Below are 18,791 nucleotides of genomic sequence, written 5' to 3'. Positions count from 1 at the left end.
GGCCCCCTTCGTCGTGCCCGCGCCGACTACGCGCCGGCGCTCACGCCCAGGTGATCAGCCGCTTCGGCTGTTCCAGGATCGCCGCCACGTCGGCCAGCACCTTGGAGCCCAGTTCGCCGTCGACCAGGCGGTGGTCGAAGCTCAGCGCGAGCGTCGTCACCTGGCGGGGCTTGACCTTGCCCTTGTGGACCCAGGGCTGGAGCTTGATCGCGCCGATCGCGAGGATCGCCGACTCGCCGGGGTTGAGGATCGGCGTGCCGGTGTCGACGCCGAAGACGCCGACGTTCGTGATCGTGACCGTGCCGCCCTGCATCGCGGCGGGTGAGGTCTTGCCCTCACGGGCCGTGGCCACCAGCTCGCCCAGGGACCCGGCGAGTTGAGGGAGCGTCTTGGTGTGGGCGTCCTTGATGTTCGGGACGATCAGACCACGCGGGGTGGCGGCGGCGATGCCCAGGTTCACGTAGTGCTTGAGCACGATCTCCTGGGCCGCCTCGTCCCAGGACGCGTTGACGTCCGGGTTGCGCTTGATGGCGACCAGCAGGGCCTTGGCGATGAGCAGGAGCGGGTTGACCCGCAGGCCCTGCATCTCCTTGTCCTGCTTGAGCTCCTCGACGAGCTTCATCGTGCGCGTCACGTCGACCGTCACGAACTCGGTGACGTGCGGCGCGGTGAACGCCGAGCCGATCATCGCGGCGGCCGTGGCCTTGCGGACCCCCTTGATCGGGATACGCGTCTCACGCGCCGTGTCGTACGTGACGACCGGAGCGGGAGCCTGGGCCTGGGCGGGAACCGGGGGCGCCGGCACAGCCGGCTGCTCCGGGGCCGGAGCAGGTGCGACCGCCGCGTGCACGTCCTCGCGCGTGATGATGCCGTCCGGGCCCGACGGCGTGATCGTGGCCAGGTCGACGCCGAGGTCCTTGGCGAGCTTGCGGACCGGGGGCTTGGCGAGAGGGCGCTGCCCGACCGGCGCGGACCCGTGGCCGTGGCCGTTGAGCTCGCCCTGGAGCGCGGTCGCCGCCAGGAACGTCTCGGGCTGCTGGGCCGGGACCTCGGCGCCCTTGCGGGGGCGGCGCTTCGTGGAAGCCTCGGCCACCCCGTACCCGACGAGGACCGGTGTGCGGCCCTCGGGCTTGGGTTCCTCGGCGACCGGTGCCTGGGGAGTGGGGGCGGCGGGCGTCTCCGCCACGGGCGCTTCCACGGCGACGGGGGCCTGCCCGGTGAGCGCCGAACCGCCGGCCACGTCCACCGCGATGATCACCTGGCCCACGTCCACCGTCGTCCCCTCGGGGAAGTGGAGTTCGCGCACCACGCCGTCGTACGGGATGGGCAGTTCCACGGCGGCCTTGGCGGTCTCGACCTCGCAGACGACCTGGCCGTCGGTGACCGTGTCACCGGGCTGGACGTACCACTTGAGGATCTCCGCCTCGGTGAGCCCCTCGCCCACGTCGGGCATCTTGAACTCGCGGAGCCCCGACGCGTTCTCAGTCATCGTCGTCACGACCCTCTCCTCAGTACGCCAGTGAGCGGTCGACGGCGTCGAGCACCCGGTCCAGGCCCGGAAGGTACTCCTCCTCCAGGCGCGCCGGCGGATAGGGGGCGTGATAGCCGCCCACCCGCAGGACGGGTGCCTCCAGGTGGTAGAAGCACCGCTCCGTGATGCGGGCGGCGATCTCCGCGCCCGTACCGAGGAAGACCGGGGCCTCGTGCACCACGACCAGGCGGCGGGTCTTCTCCACCGAGACCTGGACGGAGTCGAAGTCGATCGGGGACATCGAACGCAGGTCCAGGACCTCGATCGACTTGCCCTCCTCCTGGGCGGCCGCGGCCGCCTCCAGGCAGACCTTCACCATCGGGCCGTAGGCGGCGAGCGTCAGATCGCTGCCCTGGCGCGCCACGACCGCCTTGTGCAGCGGTCCGGGAATCGCGTCGGTGGTGACCTCGCCCTTGTCCCAGTAGCGCCGCTTCGGCTCGAAGAAGATCACCGGGTCGTCGCTCTGGATGGCCTGCTGCATCATCCAGTAGGCGTCCGACGCGTTCGACGGGGAGACCACCTTCAGGCCCGCCACGTGCGCGAACAGCGCCTCGGGGGACTCGGAGTGGTGCTCGACCGCGCCGATGCCACCGCCGTACGGAATCCGGATCACGACGGGAAGCTTGATCTTGCCCAGCGCCCGCGCGTGCATCTTCGCGAGCTGCGTGACGATCTGGTCGTACGCCGGGAAGACGAAACCGTCGAACTGGATCTCCACCACCGGCCGGTAACCGCGCAGCGCGAGACCGATCGCCGTGCCGACGATGCCCGACTCCGCGAGCGGGGTGTCGATGACCCGGTCCTCGCCGAAGTCCTTCTGGAGCCCGTCGGTGACCCGGAAGACACCGCCGAGCTTGCCGACGTCCTCACCCATGATCAGGACCTTGGGGTCGGCGTCGAGGGCCGTACGCAGCGACTCGTTGATCGCCTTGGCCAACGCCATCTTTTCCGCAGCCATCGCTACTTGCCCTCCCCTTCATCCGCGAACGACGCCTGGTAGGCGGCGAACTGGGCCCGCTCCTCGTCGACGAGCGCGTGCCCGTCGGCGTACACGTTCTCGAAGATGGCGAAGTGGTCCGGGTCCGGCATGGCGCGGACGACTTCGCGTACTCGTTTGCCCAACGCCTCGCTCTCGGCCTCAAGTTCCGCGAAGAATCCCTCGTCCGCGTGGTTTGAAGCCTCCAGGTACGCGCGCAGGCGCAGGATCGGGTCCTTCGCCTCCCACGACTCGCGCTCCTCGTCGGCCCGGTACTTGGTCGGGTCGTCGGAGGTGGTGTGCGCGCCCATGCGGTAGGTGTACGCCTCCACGAGGGTGGGGCCCTCGCCGCGGCGGGCCCGCTCCAGCGCCCACTTGGTGACCGCCAGACAGGCGAGGACGTCGTTGCCGTCGACCCGGACGCCCGGGAAGCCGTAGCCCTGCGCGCGCTGGTAGAGCGGGACGCGGGTCTGCTTCTCGGTCGGCTCGGAGATCGCCCACTGGTTGTTCTGGCAGAAGAACACGACCGGGGCGTTGTAGACCGCGGAGAAGGTGAACGATTCAGCGACGTCGCCCTGGCTGGAGGCGCCGTCCCCGAAGTACGCGATCACGGCCGAGTCCGCGCCGTCCTTGGCGACGCCCATGGCGTAGCCGGTGGCGTGCAGCGTCTGCGAGCCGATGACGATCGTGTACAGGTGGAAGTTGTTGCTGTTCGGGTCCCAGCCGCCGTTGTTCACACCCCGGAACATGCCGAGCAGGTTGGTCGGATCGACCCCGCGGCACCAGGCGACGCCGTGCTCACGGTAGGTCGGGAAGACGTAGTCGTCCTCGCGGGTGGCCCGCCCGGAGCCGATCTGAGCGGCCTCCTGGCCGAGCAGCGAGGCCCACAGGCCCAGCTCGCCCTGGCGTTGCAGGGAGGTGGCCTCGGCGTCGAAGCGGCGGGTCAGCACCATGTCCCGGTACAGACCGCGCAGCTCTTCGGGGGTGATGTCGGCGACGTACGGGTCGTACGTGGCGTCCTCGACCCGCTCGCCCTCCGGCGTCAGCAGCTGGACGAGCTCGGGACCGGGGCCCGATGCGCCAGGTGCGCCGGGTACGCCCGGTGACTTCTTGCCGGCCGCGCTGGTGCGCTTGGTCGCGGCGCTCTTCGTACCGGTCGTACTGGCGCCGCTTTTCGCAGCGGTCGTACCGGCGCTGCGTCGCGGCTTGCGCGCGGCAGTGCTCTCCACGGTCACGTGTGCTCCTCCGTCGGTCCGGCCCCCGGGGTTGCCGGGTGGCCAGTGCGGCTCGCCTGTTCCAAGTACCCGTGCACGGGGTGGGTGCACTCGGCCGGGAACAGGCGTGACAGGTGCCCCGGCGAGCGCCCTGCAACGGCCACGTTACCCAGTGCTCCACAATTCTGTGAAACCCCTCCTGACCTGCGTTTTTGCTTGGACTTCCCACTATTTATTAGTCGGATTTCCAAGTAATGCACGCAGGTCGGGAACAGTCGCTGGTCACAGCACTGGTCACAGCCTCGCAGGGGGCCGGAACACGGGCACGTTATCCCGGTCACCCCGGGCACGGGAAGAGTTCACCCCGGGCAGGGCCAAGGGTGTTGTGTGACACTGCCTTTGTGCCCGAAAGTGGAAAAATTACCGTATTTCTCCTCGACGATCACGAAGTGGTACGCCGCGGTGTCCATGAGTTGCTTTCGGGCGAGGACGACATCGAGGTCGTCGGCGAGGCCGGCACGGCGGCCGACGCGCTGGCGCGGATTCCGGCCACGGCCCCGGACGTCGCGGTCCTGGACGTACGGCTCCCGGACGGCAGCGGAGTGGAGGTCTGCCGCGAGATCCGGTCGCTGAACGCGGACATCAAGTGCCTGATGCTGACCTCCTTCGCCGACGACGAGGCGCTTTTCGACGCGATCATGGCGGGCGCGTCGGGCTACGTGCTGAAAGCGATCCGCGGCGCCGAACTGCTCTCGGCCGTACGCGATGTCGCGGCCGGCAAGTCGCTGCTCGACCCCGTGGCCACCGCCCAGGTCCTGGCGCGGCTGCGGCGCGGCGGCGGTGTCAGGAACGGCGACAAGCTCGGACACCTCACCGAGCAGGAGCGCAAGGTCCTCGACCTGATCGGCGAGGGGCTCACCAACCGCGTGATCGGCGAGCGGCTGCATCTCGCCGAAAAGACGATCAAGAATTACGTGTCGAGCCTGCTGTCCAAACTGGGCATGGAACGGCGCGCACAGGCCGCCGCCTATGTGGCGCGCATCCAGGCGGAGAAGCAGCGCCACTGAGCGCGGCACCGAAGAACCCGGCTCACTGAGCACGGAGCCGCCGATCCCGCCCTGCTTGCGTTTCGGGACCTTTGGCCCCTCTTCAAGGGGCGGGTGCCTCTTTTTCGGGGCCTTCAGGGTGTCGGAAATTGGGGGCATGCCCATCGACGACGAGCTCGCCGTGGAACTCCTCGGCCGTACCGACCACGGCCGGCTGGCCGCCAGCCTGCGCGCCATGCCCTTCCTCACCCTCGCCCGCCACGTCGTGGTGGACGGCCGCGTCCTGTTGCGCCTGCACCGGGGCTGCGGCTACCACAGGGCCTGCCTCGGGAGCGTCGTCGCCTACGGCACCGACAACCTGGCCACGGCAGGGCCCGGCGAGAGCGTGTGGTCCCTACAGATCGTGGGCCGGTGCGAGGCCGTGGAGCCCACCTCGTCCCACCGCGAGCTGTTCGGGCCCGCGCCGCGGTTCATGGACGGCGAGCCCTTCGACCCGGTCCATCTGAGCATCGAGCCCCAGTTCTGCACCGTCCATTCCGCGGACGATGCCATGGAACGCCAGTTCCGGCGCACCCTGTGACTGTCCCGTGATCGAAGACGACTGTCTGTGACAAACCCGAGGTCAGAGGCCCGGCTCGTGCCCTAGCATCTGGCGCGTGCCGCGCCTATCCGCACCACCCCCGGTGTCTCACGCGCCCCCTCTGGGCGCCCTCCTCCGCCAGTACGCCGCCGGGTCCCCGCTGACCTGCGACCCCGTCGAACAGGGGCTGCTCAATCGCGGCTATCGGCTGCGCACCACCCGCGGCCGCTACTTCCTCAAGCACCATTTCGACCCCGAGACCGCCGACCCCGCGGCTATCGCCCGTCAGCACCGGGCGACCCAGCGTCTCGCCGACCTCGGCGTCCCCGTCGCCCCGCCGCTGACCGGCACCGACGGGCGTACCGTCGCCGTCATCGGGGGCCACGCGTACGCGCTGCACCCCTGGATCGACGGCCGGCACCGGCACGGCGGCCAGCTCACCACGCGGCAGTGCGCACGGCTGGGGGCACTCCTGGGTGTCGTCCACGCGAGCCTGGAGCGGGTGATGCCGACGCAGGGCCGCACCCCGGCGAGAGCGACCGACGTCACCGGGGCGACGAAAGGCTCGGCAAGGGCGGGAGGCTCGGCGAAGGCCGGCGCGGGAGGCTCAGCGGCGGCGGAAGGGGTCGATCCGGCCCGGGGAGCCGACCCCGCGGACACCTTCGCACTCATCGACCGCCTGCTCGCCCAGGTACGCCGCCACCGCCCGTACGACGCCTTCGACGAGCTGGCCCGGCACCGGCTCCTGGAGCGGCGCGCCCTCCTGGAGCGGCATGCCGACCGACGGCCCCCGCAGGGCGGCCCGGTGGGCTGGGTGCACGGCGACTTCCACCCCTTCAACCTGCTCTACCGCGACGGCGAACCGGCCGCGATCGTCGACTGGGACCGGCTGGGCGTCCATCCCCGCGCCGAGGAGGCCGTACGCGCCGCGGTGATCTTCTTCGTACGCCCCGTCGGCGTGCTGGACCTGGCGAAGGTGCGGGCCTACGCGCGCGCGTACCGGCGTACCGCGGGCGCCGGCCCCGCCGAGCTGGCGGCCGCCGTGCACCGGGTGTGGTGGGAGCGCCTCAACGACTTCTGGATGCTGCGCTGGCACTACGAGCGCGGCGACACCCGCGCCGATCCGCAGTTCCCGGCGGCCTCGGCGCTGGCGGTGTGGTGGACGAGGGAGTACGACACGGTGTGCGAGGCGTTCGCCAGCTGATCGCCGACACCGGTCGGGGGGACGCCGACACCGGTCGGGGGGACGCCGACACCGGTCGGGGGGACGCCGACACCGGTCGGGGGGACGCCGACACCGGTCGGGGGAGACACAGTGGCCGGGGCGCGAACACCGCGACCAGGGGGAAACACCACGCGCGCGTGGCGCCCGTTTCGGGCTTCACGCGCGCGTGGAGGGCGTTTCCGTCGGTGTCCCTCAAGGGTTCTGCGAGCTGCCCTGGCTGTCGCCGCCGCCGTCGCCGCCGTCCGTCGGATCGACCGGCGTCGGCGGATCCTGGCTCTGGGTCGCCGGGTCCGTCGGCGTCGTGTCCGTCGGCGTCGTGTCCGTGGCCGTGTTCGACGGCTGGCTCGAGGGCTGGCTGCTGTAGCTCGGGGACGGCGTGTACGAAGGCGTGTAGTTCGAACCGCCGCCCGAGCTGGTGCTGTCGTCCGTGGAGTCGTCCGTCGCGGTGTCCGTGGCGCTGTCGCTGGGACTCGCGCTGGGCTGGTCCTCCGTGGCGGACGGCGTGGTGGTCGGCGATTGGGTCGTACCGCTCCCGCCGCCACCGGTGCCACCGGTCTTGTGGAGCGCGAGCGCGACGCCCGCCGCGATCGCGATCACCGCGAGGACCGCGAGGATCCACAGCTTGCCGCGGCCGCTGCCGTGGTTGCCGTGCCCCTCGAAGCCGCCGTCGTCCCCGCCGTTGCCGTACGGGGGGATGATCGGCGCCGGGATCTGCGTGGTGCCGGACTCACCGGGGTGCGGCAGCGCGGTCGTCCCCGCGAAGCCGGACGCCGGGGTGTGGAACCCCTCGTGCATGGCGACCGGGCCCGTGTTCCAGGTGCCGGTGTGCCCGCCCTGGTCGTACAGCATCTGCAGCCCGTACTGGACAAGGCCGCGCATCTCCTCGGCGGTCTGGAACCGGTCGTCCGGCTCCTTCGCGAGGGAGCGCATGACGAGCCCGTCGAGCTCCGGCGGCGCGCCGTGCGCGACCTCGGAGGGGGGTACCGGGATGTCCTGGACGTGCTGATAGACCACCGACAACGGCGTCTCGCCGGTGAACGGGGGCCGCAGCGCGAGCAGTTCGTACAGCAGACAGCCGGTCGCGTACAGGTCGGAGCGGTGGTCGACGGCCTTGCCGAGGGCCTGCTCCGGGGAGAGGTACTGCGGTGTGCCCATGACCATGCCGGTCTGGGTCATCGTCGACTGCGCGCCGTGCAGGGCGCGCGCGATGCCGAAGTCCATCACCTTCACCGCACCGGTGTTCGTGATGATCACGTTCGCCGGCTTGATGTCTCGGTGCACGATGCCGTGCTGGTGCGAGTAGGCGAGCGCCTCCAGGACACCGGACACGATGATCAGCGCCTGCTCGGGCCCGGGGGCCTCGGCGTTGATCAGCAGGTCGCGGATCGTGCGGCCCTCGACGAGCTCCATCACGATGTACGGCACGACTCCGTGGCCGACGACGTCCTCGCCCGAGTCGTACACGGCGACGACGGCGTGGTGGTTGAGTCCGGCCACCGACTGCGCCTCACGCGTGAAGCGGGCCTTGGACACCGGGTCCTCGGCCAGGTCGGAGCGGAGCAGCTTGACCGCGACGGTGCGCCCGAGGCGCACGTCCTCGGCCGCAAACACCTCGGCCATGCCGCCCCGGCCTAGTCTGTGGGTCAGCCGGTATCGGCCGTCCCCCACAAGTCCGCCATTACCCCACATCTCCGGCGCATCTGACATACCGCCGCCAGTCGCCTCGGGGTCGGACGGGCCCTGAGCGCGCTGCTGCTGTGCCATCAGTCCTCGCCGTCGTTTCTGCCCGCGGTCTGCGCGGTGGTTGTTACGGTCTCCGTCGGGCCACGCTACAGGCTTCGCGCAAGGCTCCGGCCCGAGATGGACGTGAGATGGACCGGCCATGAAACCTGTCCAGGGTGTCGACATGCAAATTCTGTGTACCGCTCGCACGGCACCTGTAACGCTTCCGCGACGCTTCTTTCGCAGACAGTCACGGAACGGGCACCGCGCTTGACGTGTCAGTGCCCTACGGCAGACTTGGCTGGGAATCAGCCAATCGATCACTGAGACACAGATCGATCACAGCACGGACCCGGACGGACTCGGTACGGATCACAGCGCAGTTCACCGCGCGGATCACGGCACGACCGCGCGGAGCGCGTGCAGGACGGCTCGCAGCACAGGCAGAACAATCCGCGCCAATGGGGGACGCAGAACATGAGCCAGGACGGCGCACAGGGCCGGTACGCGGGACGCGCGGTCGCCGGCGGCCGCTACCAGCTGCGTGATCTGCTCGGCGAAGGCGGCATGGCCTCGGTGCACCTCGCCTACGACTCGGTGCTCGACCGCCAGGTCGCGATCAAGACACTGCACACCGAGCTCGGCCGCGAGCAGGCCTTCCGCGAGCGCTTCCGCCGCGAGGCCCAGGCGGTGGCGAAACTCACGCACACGAACATCGTCTCGGTCTTCGACACCGGCGAGGACGAACTGGGCGGCATGACGACGCCGTACATCGTCATGGAGTACGTCGAGGGCCGCCCGCTCGGCTCCGTGCTCGACCAGGACATCGCGCAGTACGGCGCCATGCCCGCCGACAAGGCCCTGAAGATCACCGCGGACGTGCTGGCGGCCCTGGAGATCAGCCACGAGATGGGCCTGGTCCACCGGGACATCAAGCCGGGCAACGTGATGATGACGAAGCGGGGCGTCGTCAAGGTGATGGACTTCGGCATCGCCCGCGCCATGCAGTCCGGCGTCACCTCGATGACGCAGACCGGCATGGTCGTCGGCACCCCGCAGTACCTCTCCCCGGAGCAGGCGCTCGGCCGGGGCGTGGACGCCCGGTCCGACCTCTATTCCGTCGGCATCATGCTGTTTCAACTGGTCACCGGGCGGCTGCCGTTCGAGGCCGACTCGCCGCTGGCCATCGCGTACGCGCATGTCCAGGAGGAGCCGGTCACGCCCTCCTCGATCAACCGCTCACTGCCCCCGGCGGTGGACGCGCTGATCGCCCGCGCGCTGAAGAAGAACCCGAACGAGCGTTTCCCGAGCGCCGAGATCATGCGCGACGAGTGCCTGCGGGTGTCCCAGTCGCTGCAGGCCGCCGCGCCGAGCATCGTGCCGGGGGCCAGGACGTCGAGCGGGGCAGGCGTCGGCTCGGCCGTCTTCCCGCCCGTCGACCAGGCGATGCCGGCCCCGGGCCCCGTGCAGACGCCGTACCAGCCCAATCCCTACGGGGCACCGACCCCGCCGCCCGCGCCGTCCCAGGCGTACGGGTATCCGCAGCAGGGGGGCTACCCGACGCCGGGGGGCCCGGTGTACGCCCCCCAGCAGGGCATGTCGACCCCGCCGCCGTACCACCTCGCGCCCCAGCCCCAGACCTCCGTTCCGGGCGGCCCGGGCGGTTCCGGTGGCCGCAAGGGCAACAAGGCGGTCGTCGTCGGCTCGATCGTGGTCGCGCTCGTCGCGATCGGCGGTCTGATCACCGCCCTCGCGCTGAACAGCGGCGGCGACGACCAGGGAGGCGGCGGCAGCAGCCCCTCGCCGTCCGTGGTGGCGGGGCACAAGGGTCCGGACACGTCGAAGACGATCGACAAGGAGAAGTGCACGTCTCCGCAGGAGTCGTACAACGACCCGAACAAGATCAAGATCCCGGACTTCCAGTACAAGAACCTGACGTCCGTGAAGTCCTGCTTCCAGGCCGCGGGCTGGCACATGAAGATCAAGCGCGTCGACGAGAACACCTACGGCCAGGACACGATCATGGATCAGTTCCCGTCCGCGGACGAGGACGTCGATCCCAAGAACATGCCGGACATCGAGCTGAGCGTCTCTACGGGCAACCCGGCCTGAACCGCCACACACAATCCCCGCAATCCCCCGTAACACTCACGAGTACCCATAGCGCGCATAAGCACCTATAAGACAGGCCCGGCACTTCACGTGCCGGGCCCGTTTCGTGAGAACTCGAGAGAATTCGAGAGAAGGGGTCGCCCGGGGCTACAGGTACGGTCCGCCGGAGCGGCCACCCGCGCGCGGGTCCTCGTCGCCGTCCAGGCCGCCGACGCCCGGCGGGAGCGCGCGGCGCATCTGCTCCAGCTGGGCCCTGGCCGCCATCTGCTGGGCGAACAGGGTCGTCTGGATCCCGTGGAAGAGACCCTCGAGCCACCCCACCAGCTGGGCCTGCGCGATGCGCAGCTCGGCGTCACTGGGGGTCGCGTCGTGTGTGAAGGGCAGCGAGAGCCGCTCCAGCTCCTCGACCAGCTCGGGCGCCAGGCCGTCCTCCAGCTCCTTCACGGAGCTGGCGTGGATCTCCTTGAGCCGGACCCGGCTCGCCTCGTCCAGAGGTGCGGCGCGCACCTCTTCGAGAAGTTGCTTGATCATGCTCCCGATACGCATGACCTTGGCGGGCTGTTCGACCATCTCTGTCACCGGGACCTCGCGGGAGTCCTCGTCACCGGTGCCGCCGAGAGCCATCCCGTCCTGACCCACGACCAGGATCTGGGGATTCTCCGGCGACCTTTCGTTCCTCGGCATCTCCATGCCGCCATTCTCTCGCACACCTCCACCCCATCACGGTGGTGCCCCCCATACAGCGTGATCCACCGTTCAGGTGACCGTCGAGATGCCGGGAAGAAGGGGTCATGTGAGGCTTGCCCCATTGATCATGGGACTCCTCACCGGGAGGGGGCCACCCACGTGACTCCACGGCTCAGCGCGCTCCGTGTGACCGGACTGCTGCTCGTCCTGACGACCGGCGCGGTATCCCCTTCGTACGCCGTCTCGCGCGCCGTCCCCTACGTGGTGTCGTACGCCGCCGATCCCGCTCCGAGCGCCCGCGCCTCCCTCGCGGGGAGCAGTGCGGGCGAGGGCCGTACGCATCCGGGGCGCGAGGACCCCCCGGCGCGGGACGAGGACGGGAGCGGGAGCCATGAGGACACCGCGCCAACGTACACGGACCGCGACCCCGCCGGGGAGAACGCCGCGTCGGACGGCCCGGACGCGACCGGCGCCCCCGATTCGTCGCGGCCCGCGACCGTACCCGTCCAGCACGACGAGGTCGGCCCGGCGACCACCCCCGAACCGGTCCTCAAGATCCTGCCCCTCGGCGGTGGGCTGATCCTCATCGGCCTCGGCCTGGGCCTCGCCTTCCTCGCCCTGCGCCTGCGACGAGGCTGAGCGAACCGCCCGGGGACCTGGTCCCGTCCCGGTCCTCTCCTGGTCTCCTGGTCCTTTCCTAGTCCTTGCCGGGGACCACGAGGAGGACCTTGCCGATGTGACCGCTCTCCTCCAGGACCTGGTGGGCCGTCGCCGCCTCACTCATCGGCAGCTCGCGGTCGACGACCGGCCGGACATGGCCGGAGGCGATCAGCGGCCACACGTGCTCGCGCACGGCCGAGACGATCGCCGCCTTCTCGCCGAGCGGGCGGGCACGCAGCGAGGTGGCGCTGATCGCGGCACGCTTCGTGAGGAGCGCGCCGATGTTCAGCTCACCCTTGGCACCGCCCTGGAGACCGATGATCGCGAGCCGTCCGTTGACCGCGAGGGCCCGCACGTTCCGGTCGAGGTACTTGGCGCCCATGTTGTCGAGGATGACGTCGGCGCCCGAGCCGTCCGTGGCCCGCCCGATCTCCTCGACGAAGTCCTGCTCGCGGTAGTTGATGAGGATGTCCGCGCCGAGCTCGGCGCAGAAGTCGAGCTTCTCCTTGGTACCGGCCGTGACGGCGACCTTCGCACCGACGGCCTTCGCCAGCTGGATCGCCATGGTGCCGATGCCGCTGGAACCGCCGTGCACGAGCAGGGTCTCGCCCGGACGCAGGTGGGAGACCATGAAGACGTTGGACCAGACGGTGCAGGTCACCTCGGGCAGCGCGGCCGCCCGCGTGAGGTCCAGGCCCGCGGGAACGGGCATCAGCTGGCCGGCCGGGACGGCGACCTTCTCGCCGTATCCGCCGCCCGCGAGCAGCGCGCAGACCTCGTCGCCGACGGCCCATCCGGAGACTCCGGGGCCGATCTCGACGATCCGGCCCGAGCATTCGAGTCCGGGGTACGGGGAGGCGCCGGGCGGCGGGTTGTAGAAGCCCTGCCGTTGCAGCAGATCGGCGCGGTTGACGGCGCTGGCCACTACTTCGACGAGAACTTCCCCGTCACCGGGAACGGGATCCGGCACATCCGTCCAGGTGAGCACTTCGGGGCCGCCGGGCTGGGTGATCGTCACTGCCTTCATGAAGCTGACGCTACCCCCGTCACACGGTGAGAAGCCCGCGGGCACCGTGCGCGGCGCGCTGTCGGCGCTCGGCCCGGCGGACGACGACGAGGGTGGTCGCGTGGAGCCCGCACGCTGGGCGGATGTCTGCGGGAGTCCGGGGATTCAGCCCCGGGGATTCAGCCCCGAAGGATCAGTCCCGAGGATTCAGTCCTGGGGCAGTGGTCGGCTGTGCGGTGCCACCCGGGTGCCGGGCGTGACCCGCACGATGGTGATGAGCCGGTCGGTCAACTGGAGTTTGCCGATGGCGGGATCGTCGTAGCCGAGCACGCGATGCCCCCGTACGACGCTGACCACCAGGTCGTCCGTCTCGCGTACGCCCTTGCCCACCTCGGCCTTCACGACCGGCCGTTCCACGATGTCGAGCCCGCTGCCCTGCTGGATGAGGTCTTCCATGACCATGCCGGCGCTGGGACTGAGCACGGAGAGCCCGAGGAGCCGTCCGGCCGCGCTGGCACTGGTGATGACGGCGTCGGCACCCGACTGCTTGAGCAGCGGCGCGTTCTCCTCCTCACGCACCGCGGCGACGATCTTCGCCTGCCGGTTGAGCTGACGTGCGGTCAGCGTGACCAGCACGGCCGTGTCGTCGCGCTGGGTCGCGATGATGATCTGCCGCGCCTTGTGGACCTCGGCCCGCAACAGCACATCGCTGCGCGTCGCGTCCCCTACGACCCCGGCGTACCCCTCGGCCGTCGCCGACTCGACCGCCTTGGCACTGGGGTCAACGACCACGACCTGCTCCTTCTTCAGCCCGGTCGCACAGACGGTCTGCACCGCCGACCGCCCCTTGGTCCCGAACCCGACAACGACGGTGTGGTCGCGCATAGCCGCCCTCCAGCGTTTTCTTGAAAGTACCTTTAGAGCATGGACAACGACCTTGTGCAGCGAGCCCGTTGGGGCGACTTAGCGGGACAGAACTGGGCCGGTCTGGTCCGACTGTCCTTCGAAGTCGACGAGGGTCCCGCTACCGCTGGTGACGACGCTACTGGCAGCACGGACGCCAAGCCCGTGTTCCGGCCGATGACCGGACGGGACATCAGGAGCCGAGATGAGCAGGAGAAGGACAACCGCTCGTTCGTCGAGTCGCGCGGCGGGCGGTACGTCTACACGTACGAGGAGCCGGACACCAGCGCGTGGAAGCGCAAGCGTGTGCGTCTGCCCAACGGGGAGATCGGCTACCGCGTCATCCGGCCCGTGTTCGAGGGCGCGTTGGAAGACCTCAAACGAGGGACCGCGCCGAACGGCGAACGTCTGGACGGCCTGATCGTCTACGACATCGACCGCCTCACCCGCGACAACCGGCACCTTGAGGACGCGATCGAGGTCGTTGAGAACTTCGGGCGACCGATCATCGACATCACGGGCACTCTCGACCTGCTGACAGACAACGGCCGCACCGTCGCGCGCATCGTGACCGCGACCAACAACAAGCAGTCGGCCGACACAGCACGACGGGTTGCACGCAAGCACCAGGCATTACAACAGGCCGGAATTCCCACGGGCGGAACCAGGCCGTTCGGCTGGAAGGAAGACAAGCGCACTCTCGACTTGGACGAGGCCCAGTGGCTACGTCAGATGGTCGACTGGCTGCTCGCCGGAAAGCCGATCTCTGCTGTCATCAGGAAACTGAAAGACGCCGGAGTGACCACGTCGACGGGCCGCGATTGGTCGCACGCTGGGCTCAAAGCTGTGATGCGCAATCCCCGCCTGTGCGGGTATCGACCGCGCCAGGTGATCGACGTCGACCCCGTGACGGGGACGGCGAACACGCGAGTCGAGATCGTCTTGGACGACCGGGGCAAACCCGTGATCGGGCAGTGGGAGCCCGTGATCTCCGTCGAGGAGTGGGAGGCCGTCACGGAACTACTCGGTTCGAATCCCGCGCCGGGCCAAGGCCGCAATGCCCGAAAGTCCCTGTTGCGCGGCACCCTTCGGTGCGACCGCAACGGTTGCGGCGCGCTGCTACGAGTCTCCAAAGCAGAGAAGCGCCTCAACAAGCCGGACGGGTACTTCTACTACACCTGCCCAAGCAGCGGCAGCGCCTACGGAGGGTGCGGAGGTACGAGGATTGCCGGTCCGGAGACGGACAAGGCGGTCTCCATGTCGGTCATCGCGAAGCACCAGGAGGAGGCCGCCAAACGGAAGGCCAGTCCGGAGCCCACGACGTGGGAGAAGGAAGAGGAGTTGGAGCGTGTCCTCGAAGACATTGGGGACCTGAAGCAGGCCCGCAAAGCGCGGATCATCACTGCCGAGACGTACTTCTCGCAGCTCGCGGAACACGAAGCCGAGAAGCGTCGACTCACGGCGGAGCGGAATCGATTCCTGCGGAGCAAGCACGTCGCCCAGGGCGCTCCCGTTGATCTCGCAGCGGAGTGGGATGACCTACTGCTCAGCGAGAAGCGCGGTTACGTCGAAGACCTACTCCTTGCCGTACTCGTCTCACCCGCAGTCGGGCGCGGGAAGCCGGTGCGCGATCGTCTGACTCCGGTCTGGCGACCGAAGGGGAATCAGTCAGAGGAGGCAGCGGACTCCGAGGCCCCGTGATCTCCGGAACCCGGTGGCCCCGATCGATTGCGACGGGCAGGCCAAGGATTGCGTTCGCCCGTCGCCAGTCGTCGTCCGACCAAGCCGGTGCCTTACTGGCCTGTTCTCGCGCCCAGGCCCAGTCATCCTCACCTTCCAGGGGGAGGCTCAATCCGGCCGCCCCTGGCTCAAGTTTGCCGCCTCGCGTGCCGCCGCCCGATTCCCGGCAAGGTCCTCGGCAATGCCAGCGGCGATGAGCGCGGCACCGGGCGAATGGCCGGAGCCGACGTAACGCCACCGGGCATCTGTGTCGGTATCGGTCCTGGCTTCCTGCCCGACGTGTTTGGCACGGTCGGCGCGCAACGCCGCGTACGTCGTCGAGTAAGCGCGGGACTTGGTGAGGATGTGACCCCGGTAGCCGAGGGTGTGGGCCCAGTCGCGCAGGCGGAGCGACTCATACTCGGGGAGGCCGCCGAGACGCCAACAGGTGCGCATGAGCGCCCGCACGTGGTCGGTGACGGGAACCGCGGCGGTGTCGTCCCAGGTCGTAAGCCTGTGGTCGGCGCCGGCGCCTGTCTCTCCCGCTCCCTTGGAGACGTACTTGGCGACGTACGCGGCTACGGCGTCGTCGTCGGGGCCGAGGCCGTCGGCGCGCAGGGGACGGGCGTCGATTTGGGCGCCCCAGCGCAAGGCGAGTTCTCCGACGACGGGACTGTACGGAGTGCGCACCAGAACCCGCCGGGCAGATGCGTGCACGGCATCAGCAAGCCGGTCCGCACTGCCCCATGCCGGAGGTTCGTCGTCCAGTCCGTCCGGGCCGTCGAGACGTACGACAGCGTGCACGTGGACGGCCGCCCGCTTCTGGTACTCGGCGACCCGGGCGAAGGAGAGCCTCGCGTGCGACGAGAAGTGTGACTGTGTGAGGCCAACTGCCGAGGCGAGTTGGCGCCGGACGCCGATGACGAAGCGGTCCCAGAGCTTGCCCGCGTGTGCGTGCCAGAGGACGTGCGCCGGGTAGTCGTAGCAGTCGGCACAGAGGGGTTGTCCGACGACGGCATCGTTCGTGTCATGAACGGCGCCGCAGCCGAGGAGCCGACCGTGGTCGCACCGTCCGCGGTCGCGGCGAGGGCGGCAGCGATCTCCGGCGCGGTGCACGGGCCCGAACGATGGGGCGGTGAGGGTGATGAAGAGCCGGGGTCGGTCGCGGACCGTGGCGGGGACGTTCTTGCCGCCGAGGAGTCCGGCGCGGACGAGGTGGTAGGTGTCGCCCGCGTGGAGTCGGGAGCAGGGTGCGCAGACGGTTGCGCGTCTGTTGCGGCAGCGGACGAGGAGCCGTTCGCCGGGTTCGGTGCGGGTGTCGTAGTGAAGGAGGATCTCGCCAGTGTCCGTGTCCAGGGTGGTGGTCGAGCCGGAGAGGTGGACCGGGTGGGCGCAGCCGCCCGTTGCGGTGATCTGCTCCAGCCAGCGGGTGAACTGGGGATCTTGGGCGATGCGTAGCGCGTCTCGGTCTGTTTCGGGGAGCTGACGCAGGCGCGCCGCGCGGTCGAGGGCGGCGCGCCTGTCAGCCGGGGTGAACTCGGGTGTGATGGTGGTGACCTTCCAGGGTGGGTCGCCGAAGCGGCACGGGTGATGGTTGGTGGCGCGCAGTCGTCCATGGGGATCACTCCTTGGGCGGTCGGGGTGGTGCGGTGGGTCAGCGGATGGTTCCGGTACCGCGGCAGACGCGGCAGCGGCGGAGCCGTCCGGTCCAGGATTTGCGGGCTCCGTCGCCCTTGCAGTGGGGGCACCTCACGCGGGGCATGGGCATGGCGTTGGTCCTTCCTGCCGGTCTAGAAGTGGGAGAAGCCGCTGAGAACCCAGGTCAGAAGGCCGTTGATGGTGAGGCTGACGGGGGTCTGGCCGAGGTACATGCCGAAGAGGGCGATGCAGATCGCTTCCCAGGCGCGGACGTCCCGGGAGCGGATGAGGAGGAAGGTGATGATCCCGAAGACCACCACGAGGGACACGGCGGTACCTGTGCTGATCACTTGTCGTCTCCTTCGAGCGTTGCGAGGGCACGGTCTATGGCGGGCAGTTCGGGGGTGAGGGCCGCGTGCTTGCGGGTCGTCGCCGAGGCCTCTTCGGTCGAGGTGAGGTGGGAGCGGGCACGGCTCCAGCCGCCCTCAGGCCCGGTGCAGACGGCGACGCCCTTCTCGTCCGGGGTGATCGACTGGGCGACAACGACGGCGTCCTTATTGAGGTCGCCGAGGGTCATCTCTGCTGTGCCGGGGTCGTTGACCCGGTGGCAGATCCGGCCACCGAGCTGGGCCCGCAGAGCGGTGACGCCCGGTCCGAGGTCGGAGCCGACGCGTTGGCCGGCGACGACCAGGTGCATGCCGAGCGCGGCACCGAGCTGGGCCAGGCGGAGCAGGAGCGTGGAGCACTGTTCGGCTTCTGCCTTGCTCTCGCGTCGGCCGTCGGACAGGTAGAGCTCCGCGATCTCGTCGACGATCACCACGACCGGTATGGGACGCAGCTTCTCCGGGAGCTCCCAGATGGAGCGGACTCCGGCCGTGCGGCAGGCGCGCATGCGGTGCTGCATGTCGTCGGCCAGCGCGGCGAGGACTGCGACCGTTTCACGGCGGCAGGTGGTGAGTGCGCTGAGCCGTGCGGCGAAGAGGCCGAGTTCCATGCCGCCCTTGCAGTCGATGCCGACCAGGGCGACGGGCTGCGGAGCGAGTTGAGTGATCAGCCGGGCCAGCAACGTCGACTTGCCCGAGCGTGTGGCGCCGACGATGAGCCAGTGCGGCACGAGCCGCAGGTCCATGACCCACGCTCCGCCGCTTTCCAGTACGCCGATGAGCGCGGACAGCAGGGCGGCGGGCGCGGAGGCTAAGCCGGGCCGGGCCAGCGGATCACTGGCGGTTGCGGTCAGCAGTACGAGGCCGCGTTCCGGCGAGGTGACCCGTACCGCGTGGACCTTCCATGCGTGTACCAAGGCGTCCGCCGCCTTCATGTAGGTCGCGGGGGTCTGGCCCGCATGGAGACGTACGGTCGCCGTCAGTCCCATGCGGTTGGCCCGCGGGAAGGAGAGCCGGGGCACAACCGGCCGCAGCGGGTCGCCTTTGACGACCAGGTCCCCGAGGAGCCCGCGGGGTGCACGGGTGGATACGGCGAGGTCGTTGAGCATCGCGGCCTTGCGCCAGGTGAACACCACCCGGCACGCGGTGGCCGGGTATCCGGCGACGTACCAGTGCCAGGCCGGACGGTGCCGGCGCAGCAGGTCACCGATAACGAGCACCCACGCGAGCGCGGCGAGCACGAAGGCGAGTGCGATCGGTCCCATCACGCACCGCCGGTCTTGTTCGGCGCGGGAGTGCTGGGTACGGGGGTGATGGCGTCGGCGCGGAAGCTGATTCCGTGCCGGTCGCCCATGGCCCAGGCGAACGCGGTCAGGCCGGTGACCTTGA

The 18,791-nt window shown here is 69.7% G+C and carries 15 protein-coding genes and 1 pseudogene; 6 read left to right on the top strand and 10 right to left on the bottom strand.

Going from position 1 to position 18,791, the window contains the following annotated elements; genetic code table 11:
- Window positions 1-40 precede the first annotated feature (40 nt).
- Genes ACIRA5_RS16665 through pdhA form a run of 3 tightly spaced genes read right to left on the bottom strand, consistent with a single transcriptional unit; the run spans window position 41 to window position 3,742 of the window.
- Window positions 41-1,498: a dihydrolipoamide acetyltransferase family protein gene (locus ACIRA5_RS16665; protein WP_403691368.1), complete on the bottom strand. Its 1,458-nt coding sequence runs from the start codon at window positions 1,496-1,498 to the stop codon at window positions 41-43.
- A 10-nt stretch (window positions 1,499-1,508) separates the two neighbouring features.
- The gene (locus ACIRA5_RS16660) at window positions 1,509-2,489 is read right to left on the bottom strand and encodes an alpha-ketoacid dehydrogenase subunit beta (RefSeq protein ID WP_352049480.1); all 981 of its coding nucleotides are present in this window, start codon (window positions 2,487-2,489) and stop codon (window positions 1,509-1,511) included.
- A 2-nt stretch (window positions 2,490-2,491) separates the two neighbouring features.
- The gene (gene pdhA, locus ACIRA5_RS16655) at window positions 2,492-3,742 is read right to left on the bottom strand and encodes a pyruvate dehydrogenase (acetyl-transferring) E1 component subunit alpha (RefSeq protein ID WP_403691367.1); all 1,251 of its coding nucleotides are present in this window, start codon (window positions 3,740-3,742) and stop codon (window positions 2,492-2,494) included.
- Window positions 3,743-4,122: 380 nt separating this feature from the next.
- Here pdhA and ACIRA5_RS16650 point away from each other — a divergent pair, with 380 nt between their 5' ends.
- From ACIRA5_RS16650 to ACIRA5_RS16640, 3 genes are all read left to right on the top strand, one after another.
- Window positions 4,123-4,788 (top strand): response regulator, encoded by a 666-nt coding sequence (locus tag ACIRA5_RS16650; protein WP_403691365.1) that lies wholly within the window; start codon window positions 4,123-4,125, stop codon window positions 4,786-4,788.
- A gap of 136 nt (window positions 4,789-4,924) precedes the next feature.
- Window positions 4,925-5,347: a pyridoxamine 5'-phosphate oxidase family protein gene (locus ACIRA5_RS16645; protein WP_403691363.1), complete on the top strand. Its 423-nt coding sequence runs from the start codon at window positions 4,925-4,927 to the stop codon at window positions 5,345-5,347.
- 103 nt (window positions 5,348-5,450) lie between these two features.
- Window positions 5,451-6,551, top strand: coding sequence for a phosphotransferase (locus ACIRA5_RS16640; RefSeq protein ID WP_403691919.1), 1,101 nt, complete (start codon window positions 5,451-5,453; stop codon window positions 6,549-6,551).
- A gap of 213 nt (window positions 6,552-6,764) precedes the next feature.
- On the opposite strand, the gene ACIRA5_RS16635 is transcribed toward ACIRA5_RS16640, so the two are convergent.
- Entirely contained in the window at window positions 6,765-8,336 is a 1,572-nt protein-coding gene (locus ACIRA5_RS16635) for a protein kinase (protein ID WP_403691361.1), read from the bottom strand.
- Between the two features lie 435 nt (window positions 8,337-8,771).
- Between ACIRA5_RS16635 and ACIRA5_RS16630 the strand changes: the two genes are divergently transcribed.
- Entirely contained in the window at window positions 8,772-10,406 is a 1,635-nt protein-coding gene (locus tag ACIRA5_RS16630) for a protein kinase (protein ID WP_403691359.1), read from the top strand.
- A 147-nt stretch (window positions 10,407-10,553) separates the two neighbouring features.
- Here the strand turns inward: ACIRA5_RS16630 and ACIRA5_RS16625 are convergent, their stop codons facing one another.
- Window positions 10,554-11,096: a bacterial proteasome activator family protein gene (locus ACIRA5_RS16625; RefSeq protein WP_054234194.1), complete on the bottom strand. Its 543-nt coding sequence runs from the start codon at window positions 11,094-11,096 to the stop codon at window positions 10,554-10,556.
- A gap of 156 nt (window positions 11,097-11,252) precedes the next feature.
- Here ACIRA5_RS16625 and ACIRA5_RS16620 point away from each other — a divergent pair, with 156 nt between their 5' ends.
- Window positions 11,253-11,732: a hypothetical protein gene (locus tag ACIRA5_RS16620; protein WP_403691358.1), complete on the top strand. Its 480-nt coding sequence runs from the start codon at window positions 11,253-11,255 to the stop codon at window positions 11,730-11,732.
- Between the two features lie 58 nt (window positions 11,733-11,790).
- On the opposite strand, the gene ACIRA5_RS16615 is transcribed toward ACIRA5_RS16620, so the two are convergent.
- Both ACIRA5_RS16615 and ACIRA5_RS16610 read right to left on the bottom strand, forming a co-directional pair.
- Window positions 11,791-12,780, bottom strand: coding sequence for an NAD(P)H-quinone oxidoreductase (locus tag ACIRA5_RS16615; protein WP_403691356.1), 990 nt, complete (start codon window positions 12,778-12,780; stop codon window positions 11,791-11,793).
- 186 nt (window positions 12,781-12,966) lie between these two features.
- Window positions 12,967-13,659 (bottom strand): annotated as a pseudogene (locus ACIRA5_RS16610) (potassium channel family protein); the annotation flags it as partial.
- 24 nt (window positions 13,660-13,683) lie between these two features.
- Here ACIRA5_RS16610 and ACIRA5_RS16605 point away from each other — a divergent pair.
- A complete protein-coding gene (locus ACIRA5_RS16605; protein WP_403691355.1) occupies window positions 13,684-15,363 on the top strand; it encodes a recombinase family protein in 1,680 nt (559 codons plus the stop codon).
- Between the two features lie 147 nt (window positions 15,364-15,510).
- Here the strand turns inward: ACIRA5_RS16605 and ACIRA5_RS16600 are convergent, their stop codons facing one another.
- The 3 genes from ACIRA5_RS16600 to ACIRA5_RS16590 form a co-directional block, all read right to left on the bottom strand.
- Window positions 15,511-16,872 (bottom strand): replication initiator, encoded by a 1,362-nt coding sequence (locus tag ACIRA5_RS16600; protein ID WP_403691917.1) that lies wholly within the window; start codon window positions 16,870-16,872, stop codon window positions 15,511-15,513.
- A 299-nt stretch (window positions 16,873-17,171) separates the two neighbouring features.
- Complete coding sequence (locus tag ACIRA5_RS16595) at window positions 17,172-17,369, bottom strand: hypothetical protein (protein WP_143608071.1); 198 nt, start codon at window positions 17,367-17,369, stop codon at window positions 17,172-17,174.
- Window positions 17,366-18,667, bottom strand: coding sequence for an FtsK/SpoIIIE domain-containing protein (locus ACIRA5_RS16590; RefSeq protein WP_403691354.1), 1,302 nt, complete (start codon window positions 18,665-18,667; stop codon window positions 17,366-17,368). Before ACIRA5_RS16590 ends, ACIRA5_RS16595 begins: the two co-directional genes overlap by 4 nt.
- Window positions 18,668-18,791: the final 124 nt, after the last annotated feature.

This window comes from Streptomyces sp. NPDC096311 (genome assembly GCF_044763085.1).
In the GTDB taxonomy this organism is placed as follows: Bacteria; Actinomycetota; Actinomycetes; order Streptomycetales; family Streptomycetaceae; genus Streptomyces.
Note: the sequence above shows the minus strand (reverse complement) of the source record. Positions and strands in the feature narration are given on the sequence as shown.

What these genes read in the sequence shown, in the direction of transcription:
- ACIRA5_RS16635 (WP_403691361.1), bottom strand. Translation starts at nt 8,336, where the DNA reads ATGGCACAGCAGCAGCGCGCTCAGGGCCCGTCCGACCCCGAGGCGACT.
- ACIRA5_RS16605 (WP_403691355.1), top strand. Translation starts at nt 13,684, where the DNA reads ATGGACAACGACCTTGTGCAGCGAGCCCGTTGGGGCGACTTAGCGGGA.
- ACIRA5_RS16630 (WP_403691359.1), top strand. Translation starts at nt 8,772, where the DNA reads ATGAGCCAGGACGGCGCACAGGGCCGGTACGCGGGACGCGCGGTCGCC.
- ACIRA5_RS16615 (WP_403691356.1), bottom strand. Translation starts at nt 12,780, where the DNA reads ATGAAGGCAGTGACGATCACCCAGCCCGGCGGCCCCGAAGTGCTCACC.
- ACIRA5_RS16625 (WP_054234194.1), bottom strand. Translation starts at nt 11,096, where the DNA reads ATGGAGATGCCGAGGAACGAAAGGTCGCCGGAGAATCCCCAGATCCTG.
- ACIRA5_RS16660 (WP_352049480.1), bottom strand. Translation starts at nt 2,489, where the DNA reads ATGGCTGCGGAAAAGATGGCGTTGGCCAAGGCGATCAACGAGTCGCTG.
- ACIRA5_RS16645 (WP_403691363.1), top strand. Translation starts at nt 4,925, where the DNA reads ATGCCCATCGACGACGAGCTCGCCGTGGAACTCCTCGGCCGTACCGAC.
- ACIRA5_RS16590 (WP_403691354.1), bottom strand. Translation starts at nt 18,667, where the DNA reads ATGGGACCGATCGCACTCGCCTTCGTGCTCGCCGCGCTCGCGTGGGTG.